The organism is Catellatospora bangladeshensis, from assembly GCF_016862575.1.
Taxonomy (GTDB): Bacteria; Actinomycetota; Actinomycetes; order Mycobacteriales; family Micromonosporaceae; genus Catellatospora; species Catellatospora bangladeshensis.
This window is the reverse complement of the sequence record NZ_BONF01000033.1, coordinates 94,894-109,500: the sequence shown is the minus strand read 5'-3', so window position 1 is coordinate 109,500 and position 14,607 is coordinate 94,894. Positions and strand designations below refer to the sequence as shown.

General features: G+C 72.4%; 14 protein-coding genes. 5 read left to right on the top strand and 9 right to left on the bottom strand.

The window, feature by feature from the left end:
* Positions 1-59: 59 nt before the first annotated feature.
* Both Cba03nite_RS27115 and Cba03nite_RS27110 read right to left on the bottom strand, forming a co-directional pair.
* Positions 60-1,307: an ATP-grasp domain-containing protein gene (locus tag Cba03nite_RS27115; RefSeq protein ID WP_203751865.1), complete on the bottom strand. Its 1,248-nt coding sequence runs from the start codon at positions 1,305-1,307 to the stop codon at positions 60-62.
* 12 nt (positions 1,308-1,319) lie between these two features.
* Entirely contained in the window at positions 1,320-2,573 is a 1,254-nt protein-coding gene (locus tag Cba03nite_RS27110; RefSeq protein ID WP_239126034.1) for an SGNH/GDSL hydrolase family protein, read from the bottom strand.
* A gap of 176 nt (positions 2,574-2,749) precedes the next feature.
* Here Cba03nite_RS27110 and Cba03nite_RS27105 point away from each other — a divergent pair, with 176 nt between their 5' ends.
* Entirely contained in the window at positions 2,750-3,325 is a 576-nt protein-coding gene (locus tag Cba03nite_RS27105) for a TIGR03086 family metal-binding protein (protein ID WP_203751863.1), read from the top strand.
* Here the strand turns inward: Cba03nite_RS27105 and Cba03nite_RS27100 are convergent.
* Positions 3,286-4,878, bottom strand: a complete 1,593-nt coding sequence (locus Cba03nite_RS27100) for an MFS transporter (RefSeq protein WP_203751860.1) — start codon at positions 4,876-4,878, stop codon at positions 3,286-3,288. The two genes, Cba03nite_RS27105 and Cba03nite_RS27100, sit on opposite strands and share 40 nt — an antisense overlap.
* A gap of 102 nt (positions 4,879-4,980) precedes the next feature.
* On the opposite strand from Cba03nite_RS27100, the gene Cba03nite_RS27095 reads away from it, so the two are divergent.
* Both Cba03nite_RS27095 and Cba03nite_RS27090 read left to right on the top strand, forming a co-directional pair.
* Positions 4,981-5,928, top strand: a complete 948-nt coding sequence (locus Cba03nite_RS27095) for a LysR family transcriptional regulator (RefSeq protein ID WP_203751857.1) — start codon at positions 4,981-4,983, stop codon at positions 5,926-5,928.
* A 132-nt stretch (positions 5,929-6,060) separates the two neighbouring features.
* Complete coding sequence (locus tag Cba03nite_RS27090; RefSeq protein WP_203751854.1) at positions 6,061-6,684, top strand: hypothetical protein; 624 nt, start codon at positions 6,061-6,063, stop codon at positions 6,682-6,684.
* 2 nt (positions 6,685-6,686) lie between these two features.
* Here the strand turns inward: Cba03nite_RS27090 and Cba03nite_RS40035 are convergent, their stop codons facing one another.
* Both Cba03nite_RS40035 and Cba03nite_RS27080 read right to left on the bottom strand, forming a co-directional pair.
* Positions 6,687-7,634 (bottom strand): ATP-grasp domain-containing protein, encoded by a 948-nt coding sequence (locus Cba03nite_RS40035; RefSeq protein ID WP_239126033.1) that lies wholly within the window; start codon positions 7,632-7,634, stop codon positions 6,687-6,689.
* An 86-nt stretch (positions 7,635-7,720) separates the two neighbouring features.
* A complete protein-coding gene (locus tag Cba03nite_RS27080) occupies positions 7,721-8,209 on the bottom strand; it encodes a winged helix-turn-helix transcriptional regulator (protein WP_239126032.1) in 489 nt (162 codons plus the stop codon).
* 55 nt (positions 8,210-8,264) lie between these two features.
* Between Cba03nite_RS27080 and Cba03nite_RS27075 the strand changes: the two genes are divergently transcribed.
* Positions 8,265-8,819 carry a PaaI family thioesterase gene (locus Cba03nite_RS27075; RefSeq protein WP_203751852.1) on the top strand — a complete coding sequence of 185 codons (555 nt, stop codon included), beginning with the start codon at positions 8,265-8,267 and terminating at the stop codon, positions 8,817-8,819.
* 161 nt (positions 8,820-8,980) lie between these two features.
* The gene (locus Cba03nite_RS27070; protein ID WP_239126031.1) at positions 8,981-9,979 is read left to right on the top strand and encodes a S1 family peptidase; all 999 of its coding nucleotides are present in this window, start codon (positions 8,981-8,983) and stop codon (positions 9,977-9,979) included.
* 108 nt (positions 9,980-10,087) lie between these two features.
* Here the strand turns inward: Cba03nite_RS27070 and Cba03nite_RS27065 are convergent, their stop codons facing one another.
* Genes Cba03nite_RS27065 through Cba03nite_RS27050 form a run of 4 tightly spaced genes read right to left on the bottom strand, consistent with a single transcriptional unit; the run spans position 10,088 to position 14,595 of the window.
* On the bottom strand, positions 10,088-11,482 hold the full coding sequence (locus Cba03nite_RS27065; protein WP_203751850.1) for a GH1 family beta-glucosidase: 1,395 nt from the start codon (positions 11,480-11,482) through the stop codon (positions 10,088-10,090).
* A 2-nt stretch (positions 11,483-11,484) separates the two neighbouring features.
* Positions 11,485-12,297, bottom strand: a complete 813-nt coding sequence (locus Cba03nite_RS27060) for a carbohydrate ABC transporter permease (RefSeq protein WP_203751848.1) — start codon at positions 12,295-12,297, stop codon at positions 11,485-11,487.
* Positions 12,294-13,289 carry a carbohydrate ABC transporter permease gene (locus Cba03nite_RS27055; protein WP_308442763.1) on the bottom strand — a complete coding sequence of 332 codons (996 nt, stop codon included), beginning with the start codon at positions 13,287-13,289 and terminating at the stop codon, positions 12,294-12,296. The genes Cba03nite_RS27060 and Cba03nite_RS27055 overlap by 4 nt, the downstream gene beginning before the upstream one ends.
* A 37-nt stretch (positions 13,290-13,326) precedes the next feature.
* Positions 13,327-14,595, bottom strand: coding sequence for an ABC transporter substrate-binding protein (locus Cba03nite_RS27050; RefSeq protein ID WP_239126030.1), 1,269 nt, complete (start codon positions 14,593-14,595; stop codon positions 13,327-13,329).
* Positions 14,596-14,607 lie beyond the last annotated feature (12 nt).

The window sequence follows — 14,607 nt, the reverse complement described above, 5'->3', positions numbered from 1 at the left end:
AGCGACACGGCGGGAGCTTTGATCATTTGCGGTCGGGCATGGTCGGTTGTGCTCCGGGGTCAGGCGTGCGCGGCGGGGAGTTCGCCGTTGACGCGCAGCGCGGCTCCCGCGGCGTCCAGCGCCTCGCGGCACTCCTCCGCGGTCGGCGCGACCGCGGTGGCGAAGGCGACGCGGCCGTTGACCGTGCCCGCGGGCGGCGGTGAGCGCCGGTCGCCCGGCTCGGCCAGCAGCGCCAGCTCGTCCACGGCCGGGGGCAGCCCGGCGCGGTCGAAGCCGAGCGACTCGATCACCGTGTCCGGCCGGGCCGGGTAGAAGAAGCGCACGCCCGCGACGAGCTTGCGGTCCGCCACCGCCTGGGGCGGCACACCGCAGGCGGTCGCGGCGGCGGCGAGCGCCGTGTCCACGCCGGTGGCGCGCAGTCCCAGGTACGGGATCATGTCCCCGCCCAGCCGCGCGTTGACCTCGATGATCCGGGGCCCGCGCGCGGTGAGCATGATCTCGGTATGGGTCACCCCGTCGGTGAACCCCAGCGCCGCGTGCGCGTCCCGCAGCAGCCGCCGCAGGTCCTCGTCGTGGCGCAGCGGGTCGTCGCCGTGCACGTAGTGCCCGATCTCGATGCAGTACGGCCGGTGCCCCAGCTCCTTGCGGGCCACGCACAGCGGGGTCACCTCACCCCGGTGCACGGCCGCGTCGACGCTGATCTCCTCACCGGAGACGTACTCCTCCAGCAGCACCTGCGGCCGCCAGTCGGGCAGCGCGCCGTGCCGGACCCCGGTGGTGAACTCCCACGCCGCGTCCAGCTGATCGGGACCGTCCACTTTGATGACCCCGACGCTGAGCGCGAGGTCGCTCGGCTTCAGCACCACCGGGTAGCCGATCCGCGCCGCCTCGGCGGCCGCCTGCCCCAGCGAGCCGACCGGCACCGACTCCGGCTGCGGCACGCCCGCCGCGGCCAGTGCGCGGCGGGTGCGCTGCTTGTCGCGGCAGCGCGCGACGGCCTCCGGGTCGCCGGGCAGGCCCAGCGCGGCGGCGAGCGCGGCGGCCTGCGGCGTACGCGCCTCGTCCCAGGTCATCACGCCCGCGGGGGTGCCGCCGAGCCGCCGGGCGGCCTCGGCCATGGCCGGCACGTCGAGCAGCGCCCCCAGCTCCGTGGCCCCGTCGATGTACTCCTGCTCCCAGGTGGGCGCGACCCCGGTGAACATGTGTACCCGGTACGCCGGGGCGAGCGAGCGCAGCAGGTACTCCCGGAACTCGCGCTTGCCCGTGCGGACCATCAGCAGCAGCGGGCGGTCGTCGTGCGCGGCCATGTCACCCTCCCGTCAGGAGATCAGCCACAGCGGCACGAAGTCCGCCATCGCCTGGTAGCCGGCGTCGTTGGGGTGGATGTGGTCGCCGCTGTCCCACTCGGCGCGCAGCTTCGACGGCGCCGCCGGGTCGCGCAGCAGCTCGTCGAAGTCGACCAGCCCGCTGAACTCGGCCCGGTGCGTACGCAGCCACTCGTTCACCGCGAGCCGGGTCTCCTCCTTCGCCGGCGTCCACGACGAGAAGCCCTCGAACGGGGTCACCGTCGACACCACCACGTCCAGCCCGGCCGTCCGGGTCTGCGCGATGAGCTGCCGCAGCCCACCGATGATCTTGTCAGGGGCGTCGCCGTGGATCTGGATGTCGTTGATGCCGAGCATCAGCACCAGCGTCTGCGCCCCGGTCTGGCTGAGCACGTCGCGCTGCAGCCGGGCCAGGCCGTTGACGCCCAGCTCCGCGTACCCGATCTCGGTGCCGTCGCGGTTGACCGTGTTGCCGGCCAGGCCCTGGTTGAGCACGCCCACCTCGGAGTGCGGCGAGTTGCCCGCCAGCAGCCGCGCGGCCAGCCGGTCGGTCCAGCGGGCGTTGCCGTTGATGGTGGACTGGCTGCCGTCGGTGATCGAGTCACCGAGCACCACCACGGAGCCGGGCGAGCGGCGGCTCAGCACGTCGACGCCGCTGAGGAAGAACCACGAGTTGCGGGTGCCGGTCAGCGTCGCGCCGGTCGGCTCGGCGGTGGTGTCGCCCGCGCCGTAGTACGCCGCCTGGCGCGCGGTCCAGTGCCAGGTCGCCGGGCCGGTCGCCACCGGCAGGTAGATGCTCACCACCAGGTCGGACAGCTCCGGCACGGCCACCGGCAGCGGGTCGCTGACGACCTGGCCGCCCTTGGGGATGGTGATGCCGGGGGCGCCGTTGAACGTCAGCTCCGCGACGCTGGCGGGCAGCACGTCGGTCAGCGCGGGGGTGGCCGCGTCCGGCCGGGCCAGGGTGGCGTGGCCGATGGTGACCGCACCCGTGCCGAAGGTGTTCGACAGCCGGATCCGCGCCGCGCTGCCCCCCACCGAGGTGTGCACGATCATGCGGATGGTCTGGTCGGCGAAGCCGGTGCCGGACAGGCCCGCGCCCGCCCCGGTGGGCGAGGCCGACCAGGAGCCGACCCAGGTGTCCTTGTTTCCGGCGGTGGCGCCGCCGCCGGGACCGGCCAGCAGGGCGAGTGTCGCGGCCAGCACCGCGCCGGCGAGCAGCGGCCGGCGGGTCGAGGGGTGCTTCACAGGGCGAAACCTCCTTGGGCGCGGCGCTGCGCCGGACGCCCGTCGCGGATCGTGGGCACTGAGATCCTTGCATGAATCAACTTCTGCTCACTCAGCTGATTGGACACACCGCGAGTTTCATCACGGGGCGTGGACACCACTGGAGCACGCCCACCTGCGGCACTAGGGTTCGACACATGGACCTACGTGACCTCGACCGGCGCGCGCTCGCCGCGGCCGGTGCCGCCGTCAACCGCGTCAAGCGCGCCGACCTCGCCCGGCCCACGCCGTGCGGCGACTGGACCCTCGGCCAGCTGCTCGGGCACATGATCGGCCACAACCGCGGCTTCGCCGCCGCCGCCGCGGGCAGGCCGACGGTGCCGGCGGTCTGGGACGACCTGACGCCGCCCGCCGACCCGCGCAAGGCGTACGCCGACTCGGTCACCCTGGTCACCAAGGCGTTCAGCGACCGCACCCTGCTCGACCGCAAGATCGAGGTGTACGGCTACGGCACCTTCACCGCCCCGACCGTGCTCGGCATGCACTTCGTCGACTTCCTGGTGCACGGGTGGGACGTGGCCAAGGCGATCGGCGCCGACGCGGCGCTCGACCCCGAGCTGAGCGCGGCGGCCATGAAGATCGCCCTGCGCTGGCCGACCGACCGGCCCAGCAAGGCGTTCGGCGTGATGGTCGAGCCGCCCGCGGATTCGTCGACCGGCGATCGGCTCGTCGCCTACCTCGGCCGCTCCCCGGGCTGGTCGCCCGGCCACTGAGCCGCGCGCAGCTCCGCCAGCGCCGACTCGGCCGCGGCCAGGTTGGCCCGCACCACCGCCAGCCGCCGCCGGTCGTCCCGGTGCACCTGCGCCACCGCCTCGGCCGCCGCCGGCACGTCCAGCACCGCCACGTGCCGCAGCGCCTGCGCCGCCGAGATCGGGGCCGGCCGGGACAGCCTGCGCCGGCCCCGCCGCGCGGTCACCGTCCAGCCGCCGTCGGCGTACGCGAGCGTGACCGAGACCGGCACCGCCGGGCCGGTGTCCAGCACCCCGGCCCGGCGGCCCAGCTCGGACAGGTACTCCTGCCACAGCGGCGGCTCCGCCGGGGCCGCGCCCGGCTTCAGGTCGTCGATCTGGCGCCACATCCGCCAGCCGACGACCGGCGTCAGCGTGGCCGCGAAGTACGCCGCGCCCGCCAGCAGCAGCCCGCCGTCCAGGCCCAGCGTCTCGGCCGACCAGGCGCCCACCATGCCGCCGAGCGGGATGCCGCCGAAGGTGACCGCGCCGGTCAGCCCGAACACCCGTGCCTGCATGGCGCGCGGCACCCGCTGGAACATCAGCAGGCCGTAGGTCGGGTTCACCGACGACATGGCCACCCCGGACAGGAACGACACGGCCAGCGCCACCCGCAGGTCGTCGCTGAACGCCAGCACCAGGAAGCGCGGCGAGCCGCCCACCAGATACCCGACCACCAGCGACGCGTAGCGCGGCAGCCGGGTCACCAGCGCCGCGAACGCCGCCCCGCCCGCGATCGCGCCCAGCGCGAACGCCCCGCCGATCCAGCCCAGCGCCACGGGCGAGTCCAGATGCTCGCGCACCCACAGCGGGATGAACACCACCGCGCTGGCCTGGTTGAACAGGTTCGTCACGAACATCATGCCGACCAGGCTGCGCAGCAGCCGCTCCCCGCGCAGGAACGCGTACCCGGCCTTGAGGCTGTCCAGGTAGGACTCGTTCTCGGCGCGCGCGGGGCGGTTCTGCTCGCGGGTGATGCGCACCAGCACCGCCACCACCGCGGCGCAGCCGGCGAACGTCGCCGCGTCGGCCCAGATCGCGCCCACCGGCCCCAGCCACGCGATGAGCACCCCGGCCAGCGCCGCGCCGATCACCATGGCGGTGCGGTTCAGCGCGGAGAACACCGCGGTGACCCGGGCCATCGGCGTACCCGACGCCTCGACCACCGGCGGGAGCAGCACCCGCTTCGACTTGTCGCCCACCCCGCGGAGCGCGCCCAGCACCGCGATCAGCACCACCAGCAGCGTGAAGTCGGCGCTGCCGAACGCCGCCACGGCGCCCATCACCAGCGCGCTGCCGAGGTCCGTCACGATGGACACCTCGCGCACCCCGAACCGGTCCGCCAGCGGCGTGCCGAAGATCCCGGCCAGGATGTACGGCAGCGCCTCGGCGAACGCGACGACGCCGACCAGGGTCGGGTCGTCCGTGGTCACCAGCACCAGCCACGGTATGGCCAGAAAGGACATGCGCGAGCCGACGGTGGACACCAGCTCGGCGCCCAGCAGCCCGATCAGCGCAGCCCTGCGCCGCTTCTCCATCCGACCTCCCGCTCCACCCGCACCCTACCGACGGGTTTCGATCTCCGTCCATCCTGGAAAGAGCCCTTCACGGGGCACCGGGAGCGGCCTTAGCATCGGCGGGTGAGGTTGGAGCTGCGGCACCTGCGGGTCGTCTGCGCCATCGCCGACGCCGGCAGCGTCACGAAGGCGGCGGCGGCGCTCGGCCTCGCCGCGCCCGCGCTCACCACGCAGCTCCAGCGCATCGAGCGCGCCTTCGGCGGACAGCTCTTCGAGCGCGACCGCCGGGGCGCCCGGCCCACCCCGCTCGGCGAGCTGGTGCTGGCCCGCGCCCGGGTGCTGCTGCCCGCGGTGCAGGGCCTGCAGGAGGAGGCGGCCCAGTTCGCCGGGGCGGCGCAGGCCGGCGGCGAGGACGGGCTGCCCGGCTACCGCATCGGCGCGGTCAACGGCCCGCTCATCGGCGGCGTGGTGCACCGGCTCGCCGCCGCGCAGCCCAGCGCCCAGCTGAGCACGTACCCGTCCTGGTCCTCATCGGAGCTGGCCGCGATGCTGCTGGACGCCAGGCTCGACTTCGCGCTGATCGGCACCTGCGGCGACGCCTCCCCGCCCGAGGAGGGCCGCCTGACCTGGCACACCGTAGCCATGGCCCCGGTGTGCGCACTGCTGCCCGAGTCCCACCCCTACGCCGATGCCGTCGAGGTCGAGCTCGCCGCCCTGGCCGGCTCCCGCTGGGCGGCCACCCCCGGCGACGGCTGCTTCGCCGAATGCTTCGCCGCCGCCTGCGCCCGCGCCGGCTTCACCCCCACCCCCATCCACGAGAACGACCTCGGCGGCTGCACCGACCTCGTCCGCGGCGGCAACGTGGTAGCCCTCTGCCAGCCCACCTTCCGCGAGGTCGCCGGCGTCCGCGTGGTCCCCCTGGCCGGCACCCCCCTCCGCTGGCGCCACCTCATCGGCTGGCACCCCTCCTCCCCCGCCGCCCACGTCTCCCCCCGCCTCATCACCTACGCCGAAGACTCCTACGCCGAAGCCGTCCGCCTCTCCCCCCACCACCCCCCTCTCCCGCGTTGATCATGAACTTATGGGCGTGTTCGACGGCGTGTCGCTCCCCTAACTTCATGATCGACGGCTCTCGCTGCGGCGACGCGCGAGAGGGCGGGCGGAGGGCCGCGGGAGGGGGCCAGCGCCGCTAAGCTGTCGCGGGTGATCACCATCCGCGCGCTGTCGGCCGGGGCGCTCGCGATCGCGACCATGCTCAGCCTGCAGGGATGCATCGGCGTCGGGGACTCGTGGCAGCACGACCCGAGCACCGCCCAGCCCGTCCCGCCGACCGTCGCCATCCCGCCGTCGCCGCGTCCGACCACGACCGCGGCCCCGACCCCGGCCGCGAGCACGTCACCGACACCGTCCGCCGCGCTCGGGCCGATCATCGGCACCGTGGTGGTCTCGCCCGGCGAGTTCAACGACCCGCGCTGCGCCGGCGGGCTGCCCTTGCCCACCGCGTTCACGGTGTCCACGAAGGTCACCAACCGCGACGGGTCCAACGCGACGGTCAAGGTCGTCGCCCAGTACGTCCTGTTCGGCGGCACCGGCTACGAGGGCGAGGCGCAGCTGCGGTTCGACCCCGCGAGCGGCCTCTACCGGGCCACCCTGCCGAAGCTGGAGAGCCGCCATTTCCGGGGCAACCCGCGTTACCTCCAGGTATCCGTCATGGTGCGCGAGGCCGCGACGGTCCTGCCCGCGATGGCCGTCGCCAACATGACCATCTGCCTGGGCGTCATCGAGAACGGCGGCCCCGCCTCCCCCAGCCCGTCCCGGCTCGGCTGAGGTCAGCGCACCACAGTCGGCAGATTGCGCAGGTACGGCACATCCGCGGGCGCGATCTCCGCACGCGGCATCGCCGAGCGCAGCGCCACGTCCAGCGCGGCGTCGGCGTCGGCCGCGTAGTGGCCGCTGGCCCAGGCCGCGTTGGCCTCGATGACCGCCCACTCCGGACGCCCGCTCCCCGGATCGGCGATCAGCCCGACGTCGACCACCACCGCACTCGGCAACCCCGACCGGCCGACGTCCCCGAGCCGTTCGCCACCGTTCACGGCGCCCCGCCCGTTCGCACCGCCCGGCCCGCCCGCGCCGTCCGGCCCGCCTGCGGTGGCCGCGGCTGCGGTCGTGCCGAGGCAGGCCGGCCGCGCCACGGCAAGGCCACTCGCAAAAGCCAGCCCGGCGAATGCCGCCGCATCCGCGCTACGCGGGTCGGCGCCGGCCGGCGCCACGTCCAGCTCGCCGCCGACGGCGTACCGGCTGACCGCCCGCACCTCACCCGCGGCGACGAAGCAGCGGAACTCGGCCTGGAACTCCACCACGTCGCTGACCAGCACCGGAGTGTCACCGTCCAGCACGTCGAGACCCGGCAGCGCCGCGCCCGACGGATACACCCGCGCCGGGAAGCTCTTGTCGTCCGGCGGCTTCACGAACGCGGGCCGGTCCAGCTCGCGCGCCCGCGCCAGGGTGGTGAACACGACGACGCGCCGGGTCAGCTCCCAAGGGAGTCGGGCGAGCCAGTCCGGGTCCGGTTCGAGCAGCCCTATCCCCAGCTCGGCGCCGACGGCGTCGGCGAACAGCGGCCCGGCGTAGAGGTGCGCGCCGGGGTGCCCGACCAGGTGCTCCGGCAGCCGCCAGCCGTGCACGGTCTCGACGCGCATGCCGCGACGGCGGGCGGCGTCGGCGTACGCGAGCCCGGTCTCGGTCACTCTCGGCGGCAGGATCAGCACTCGCTCCACGTGCCGCCATGCTGCCAGCTTCGGTCCACCGCGGCGACCCGGTATCCGGGAGACGTTAAGAAGGTGCCCTTCCTCTACGCATAGCGTTAAGAAGGTGCCCTTCCTTTCGAGGGGACGGCGCCGGGGCCGGGGCGGGTGGCTACCTCGCGAGGTGAGCCGATCTCGTGGCCTTCGGCGCAGGTCAGGTGGGTGTGTACGGGCGAGCCGCAGTCCCGGTGCACCATGTCCACGGGCGGGCCGGCGGGGTCGGCGAGGTAGCGGTCGCCCCACTCGCGGACCGCGACGAGCACCGGGTAGAGGTCGAAGCCCTTCTCGGTGAGCCGGTACTCGTGGCGCTCGCGTTCGCCGGGCTCCCGGTAGGGCACGCGCCGGAGCACACCCTGCTCGACGAGCATGTGCAGGCGGTTGGTGAGGACCTGGCGCGGGATGCCGCTGTGCTCGCGCATCTCCTCGAAGCGGCGGATGCCGTTGAACACCTCCCGCAGCACGACCAGGGTCCAGCGCTCGCCGAGCACCTCCATCGCGCGGGCGACGGTGCAGTTCTCGGTCGACCAGTCGAGTGCGGTAGGTCTCACTACTCCAGGCTAAGTCTCGTTGACAGACTCAGCAAACCGCTGCCAGGCTGAGTCCATGACGCAGACCCAGACCGAGCCGACCGCACCCGAGTCCCCGGCCGGCGCCGTGGCGGACGCGGCGCGCACCCGCACCTTCAGCTGGTCCGACCCGCTCCGCAACGCCGCCGCGCTGGGCACCATGACCGGTCTGGAGCTGCTGCACGCGATGGGCCGCGGCGAGCTGCCCGCCCCGCCGGTGATGCACCTGCTCGGCATGGACAGCGTGCAGGCCGAGGAGGGCCGAGTCGTGGTGACCATGCGCGCCCAGGAGTTCCACTACAACCCGCTGGGCGGGGTGCACGGCGGGATCCTGGCCACGCTGCTGGACACGGCCGCGGCATGCGCGGTGCACACCACGCTGCCCGCCGGCACGGGCTACACGTCGCTGGACCTGACCACGAAGTTCCTGCGCCCGGTCACCGTCGGCTCCGGCATGCTGCGCTGCGAGGGCACGGTCATCTCCCGGGGCCGCCGCACCGCGCTGGCCCAGGCACAGCTCACCGACGAGCAGGGCCGCCTGCTCGCGCATGCGACGTCGACCTGCCTCATCTTCGAGGCGCCGAGCGCCTGACCGCGGACCCGGCCACACCGCCCGTGACACGTGCCATGTCGTGGGCGGCGTGACGGCATACCCGCCGAAAGGTCGTTGATCAGCACATAAACGGCTTGAAACCATGTCCATCAATCGATGTAGGCGCCGCCCCACCGGGCGGCCTCATCAGGGGAGGACATGTGAAGGCCACCAGATTGGTCCTGGCGATCACCACCGCTGCCACCGTGGCGGCCGGTCTCGCCGGCATCACCGCACCCGCGCAGGCGGCACCGTCCGGGATGGACGGCGTCTCGATCGCCGCGTCCCTGGGCGACGACCGCACCGCGGGCAGCTACGTGGACGCCGCCGGGCGCACCGTCGTCAACGTCACCGACGCCGCCGCCGCCGACGCGGTACGCGCCACCGGGGCGCAGCCGCGCCTGGTCAGCCGCAGCGCGCGGCAGCTCGACCGCCTGATGGCAGCGCTGGACCGCGGCGTCGTCGGCACGGCCTGGTCGATCGACCCGGTCACCAACCAGATCGTCGTGGACGTGGACAGCACGGTCACCGGCGCCCGCTACACCGGACTCGCGCAGGCCGTGGCCCGCTCCGGCGGCGCCGCCCGCCTCCAGCAGGTCGAGGGCAGGCTCACCCCGACCATCGGCGCGGGCGACGCGATCTACGGCGGCGGCTACCGCTGCTCGCTCGGCTTCAACGTCCGCAGCGGCAGCACGTACTACTTCCTCACCGCCGGGCACTGCACCGACCTGGCCACCGAGTGGTTCTCCAACTCGACGCACAGCACCAAGCTCGGCGACCGGACCGGCACCAGCTTCCCCGGCAACGACTACGGCATCGTGCGCTACACCAACACGTCGGTCACCAAGACCGGCGGCTTCTCCTCCGCCGCCAACCCGGTCGTCGGCCAGTCGGCCACCCGCCGCGGCAGCACCACCGGCACCAAGACCGGCACGGTGACCGGCCTCAACGCCACCGTCCACTACGCCGAGGGCACGGTCAAGGGCATGATCCGCACCGACATCTGCGCCGAGGGCGGCGACAGCGGCGGCCCGCTCTACTCCGGCAGCACCGCGCTCGGCCTCACCTCCGGCGGCTCCGGCAACTGCCGCACCGGCGGCATCACCTATTTCCAGCCCGTCGTAGAAGCCCTGACCAAGTACGGCGTCTCCGTGTACTGACCCCCTCATGATCGCGTCGATCTTGCGCGAACTGTTAGGGATATGCCCGAAAAAGGCGTGTCGCACCCACAGTTCACGCAAGATCGACGCACTTGAGAGAGGGCCGGGTCAGAGGGTGTTGGTGCGGGTCAGGGTGCGGTACCAGAGGGCGGAGTCCTTGGGGATACGGCGCTGGGTGGGGTAGTCGACGTAGACGAGGCCGAAGCGCTTGTCGTAGCCGAAGGCCCACTCGAAGTTGTCGAGGAACGACCAGGCCAGGTAGCCGCGGACGTCGGCGCCGGCGGTGAGGGCCGCGTGGACGGCGCGGAGGTGGCCGTCGAGGTAGGCGATGCGGTCGGGGTCGGCTACGCGGTCGCCGTCGGGTTCGTCGTAGTAGGCGGCGCCGTTCTCGGTGACCATCAGCGGGGTGCCGGGGTAGTCGTGCGACAGGCGGAGCAGCAGGTCGGAGAGGCCCGTGGGGTCGATGTGCCAGCCCATGTAGGTGACCGGGCCGGGTAGGGGCAGGAAGGCGACGCCCTCGGTGCCGGGGTACATCGGCGTTGCCGGGGCGCCGATCTGGGCTTTGACCAGGGCGGGCTGGTAGTAGTTGATGCCCAGCAGGTCGATCGGGGTGGCGATGGTCGGCAGGTCGCCGTCGTGGATCGCGTCGGTGGCGCCGAAACGGTCGAAGAGGGCGAGCATGTCGGCCGGATACTCCCCGCGCAGGGCCGGGTCGAGGAAGATCCGGTTCAGTACGCCGTCGACGTGGCGCGCCGCGGCGCGGTCGTGCGGGTCGGCGGGGTCGGCGGGGCTGATCCGGGCCAGGTTGAGGGTGAGCGACAGCTCGCGCACCCCGGCCGCGCGCAGCGCCTGGGCGGCCAGGCCGTGTCCGAGCATCAGGTGGTGTGCGGCGCGGAAGGCGGTGCGGTTGTCCGTGCGGCCGGGCGCGTGGTCGCCGCTGGCGTAGCCGAGGAACGCGGCGCACCAGGGCTCGTTCAGGGTGGTCCAGGTGCCGATGCGGTCGCCCAGCCGGGCCGCGGTCACCGCGGCGTAATCCGCGAAGTAGGCCGCGGTGTCGCGGTTGCCCCACCCGTCACGGCCGCCGTGCTCCAGCGCCAGCGGCAGGTCCCAGTGGTAGAGGGTGGCCATCGGCTCGATGCCGGCCGCGAGCAGCTCGTCCACCAGGCGGTCGTAGAAGTCCAGGCCGCGGGTGTTGACGGGGCCGGTGCCGTCCGGCTTGACCCGCGGCCAGGCGATCGAGAAGCGGTACGTGCCGATGCCCAGCTCGCGCATCAGGCCGACGTCCTCGCGGTAACGCCGGTAGTGGTCGCAGGCGACGTCCCCGGTGTGGCCCCCGTGCACCCGGCCGGGCCGCCGCGCGAAGCCGTCCCAGATGGACGGTCCGCGCCCGTCCTCGGTGGCCGCGCCCTCGATCTGGTACGCCGCCGTCGCCGCGCCCCACCGGAACCCCTCCGGGAAGCGCAGCGGCGCCGCCTGGGTGGTCTCCTCAGCGATCTGTTTCATGGTCATCCCTTCACCGCGCCCTGCATGATGCCTCCGATGAGCTGCTTGCCGAGCAGGCCGAACACGATGAGCAGCGGCAGCGTGGCCAGCATCGTGCCGGTCAGCGCCAGCGAGTAGTCCTGCACGTAACCGGCCCGCAGCTGGGACAGCGCCACCTGCACGGTCTGGTTCTCCGGCGAGGCCAGCACCACCAGCGGCCACAGGTAGTCGTTCCAGACGTTGAGGAAGGTCAGCATGCCGAGCACGGCCGCGGCGGGCCGGGCCACCGGCAGCACCACGTGCCAGAACAGCCGGTGGGTGGCGGCGCCGTCGATGCGCCCGGCCTCCAGCAGCTCGGTCGGCAGCGCCTCGGACAGGTACTGCGTCATGAAGAACACGCCGAACGCGTTGACCAGCGCCGGCACGATCACCGCGAGCAGCGTGTCGTGCCACTCCAGCTCGTTGATCAGCATGAACAGCGGGATGATGCCCAGCTGGGTGGGCACCATCATGGTGCCGACCACGGTGAGCAGCAGCGCCGTGCGCCCCCGGAACCTCAGCTTGGCGAAGGCGAACCCGGCCAGCGTGGAGAACAGCACCACCGACGCGGTGTTGGCCGAGGACACGATGACCGAGTTGAGCAGCGCCTGGTCGAACGGCACGGTCTCGAAGACGCGCCGGATGTTCTCGAACAGGTTCTCGCCGGGCAGCACCGGCGGCGGCACCTGGGACAGGGCGGAGTTGTCCTGGCTGGCCACCACGAAGCTGAAGTACAGCGGGAAGGCGGTCAGCAGCAGGATCCCGGTGAGCGTCAGGTAGACGAGCCGTCGTGTCATCGGGAGCTCCGGATACGTCGCGTGATCAGGTAGTTGGCGCCGGCGATGAGCACGATCAGGCCGAACATCACCCAGGCGGTGGCGGAGGCGTAGCCGAACTCGAAGCCGCGGTTGAAGCCGTGCTCGTACATGTAGAGCGTCAGCGTCTGGAACTGCCGGTCCGGGCCGCCCATGATGCCGTTGGGCCCGCCCCCGGCGAACAGCTGCGGCTCGGCGAAGACCTGCAGGCCGTAGATGGTGGACACGATGACCACGAAGATGATGGTGGGCCGGATCGACGGAATGGTGATCTTCCGGAGCTGCTGCCCGGGGGTGGCTCCGTCGAGCGTCGCCGACTCGTACAGCTCCTTCGGCACCGCCTGCATCGCGGCCAGGAAGATCAGCGCGTTGTAGCCGGTCCAGCGCCAGGTGATCATCGCGGCGATGGCCACGTGCGAGGAGGCGACGCCCGCCTGCCAGTCGATGCGGCCCAGGCCGAAGCTGTCCAGCAGCCAGTTGATCAGGCCGAAGTCGCGGCCGAAGAGCTGGCTGAAGATGACGACGACCGCGACGACGCTGGTGACGTTCGGCAGCAGCATGCCCAGCCGCCACAGCGTCTTGGCGCGCAGCCGCCGGTTCACCAGGTGCGCCAGGATCAGCGCGAAGATCAGCTGCGGCACGGTGGACAGCAGCAGGATCGAGATCGTGTTGCGCAGGGCGTTCCAGAAGTACGGGTCGGCCAGCAGCTCGCGGTAGTTGGCCAGCCCCGTGAACGGGTGCTCGTCGGAGAGCAGCGTCCAGTCGTGCAGCGACACCCAGGCGGTGTAGCCGAGCGGGAACAGCCCGAAGACCGCGAAGAGCAGGAAGAACGGCGAGATGTAGACGTACGGCGACAGCTGTGTGTCCGCTTTGTAGAGCCAGTTGCGCACCGGGCGCTCCTTCACATGGGAGTCGCCCAGCGACCGGGTGGGCAGCGGGGTGCGCCACCCGGCCGCGGGCCGGTCGGAGGGCACCGGGCCGGCCGGCCAGGGAACCGGCCGGCCCGGTGGGTCAGGCGAGCTTGGCGACGTCGGCGAGGACCTGCTTCCAGGCGTCCTCGGGCGACTGCTTGCCCTGCTCGATGCGGCCCAGGCCGGCGCCGATGGTGTTGAACACGTCGCCCTGCTTCGGGCCCTGGTGCTGCGGCTGCACGGCCTGCGCCGAGGCGGTGAAGATCTTGCCGAGCGGCGCGTTGTTGAAGAACGGCTTGCTGAAGCCGGTCAGGTCCGGGTCGGTGTAGAGCGACGGGGTGGACGGGAAGTTGCCGGTCGCCTTGAAGATCTTCTTCTGCTGCTCCGGGGCGGTCAGCCACTTGATCAGCTCGTACGCCTCCTTGGCGTGCTTGCCCTGCTTGGGCAGCGCCAGGTGCGAGCCGCCCATCGAGCCGGCGCCGCCGGGCACCGCTGCGACGTCCCACTTGCCCGCCGCGTCCTTGGCGTTGGTCTCGATGTACGCCGTCATCCAGGCCGGGCACACGATGGTGGCGAAGGTGCCCTTGCCGAACGCCGCGCTCCACTCCGGCGTCCAGGCCGACAGCTTCGCCGACTGGTCCGAGCCGATCGCGTCGACCGTGAGGTCCCACGCCTTCTTCACCGCGGCGTTGCTGTCCACGATCAGCTTGTCCGCGTCGTCGTACACGCCGGTCGGGGCCTGCTCGACCATGGCCCGGAACATGTTGCCCGAGGCCTCCATGAAGTACGACTTCGGCGCCGCCGCCTTGTAGCGCTTGCCCGTGGCGACGTAGTCCTCCCACGTCGGCCAGAGCTTGGACACCTCGTCGCGGCCGGTGGGCAGGCCCGCCGCCTGGAACAGGTCGGTGCGGTAGCACATGGCCATGCCGCCGACGTCGGTGCCGAGCCCGATCAGGGTCTTCTTGTCGGTCGACAGGCCCTGCTGCCACTTCCACGGCAGCCACTGGCTCTCCAGCTCCCCGGCGCCCAGGTCGAGCAGGTTGTGGAAGCGGTTCGGGGTGGCGGTGAAGCTGGACAGGTAGCCGATCTCGACGGCCTCGATGTCGGCCGCGCCGCTGTTCGTCGCCAGGTGCGAGATCAGGCTCTGGTGATGCGCGGCGTAGTCGGAGATCCGCTCCTTGATCGTGATGTTCGGGTGCGCCTTCTGGTACTCCTCGTACAGCGGCTTGAAGCCGAAGTCGCCGAACAGCGCGACGTTCAAAGTGATCTTCTCGTTGCCGGCCGGCTGCTCCTCGGAGCCGCAGGCCGCGGTCGCCAGCAGCCCGGCGACCATGATCGGAGCCAGCATGCGGCGCAGGGACGTACGCATGTGACAACCCTC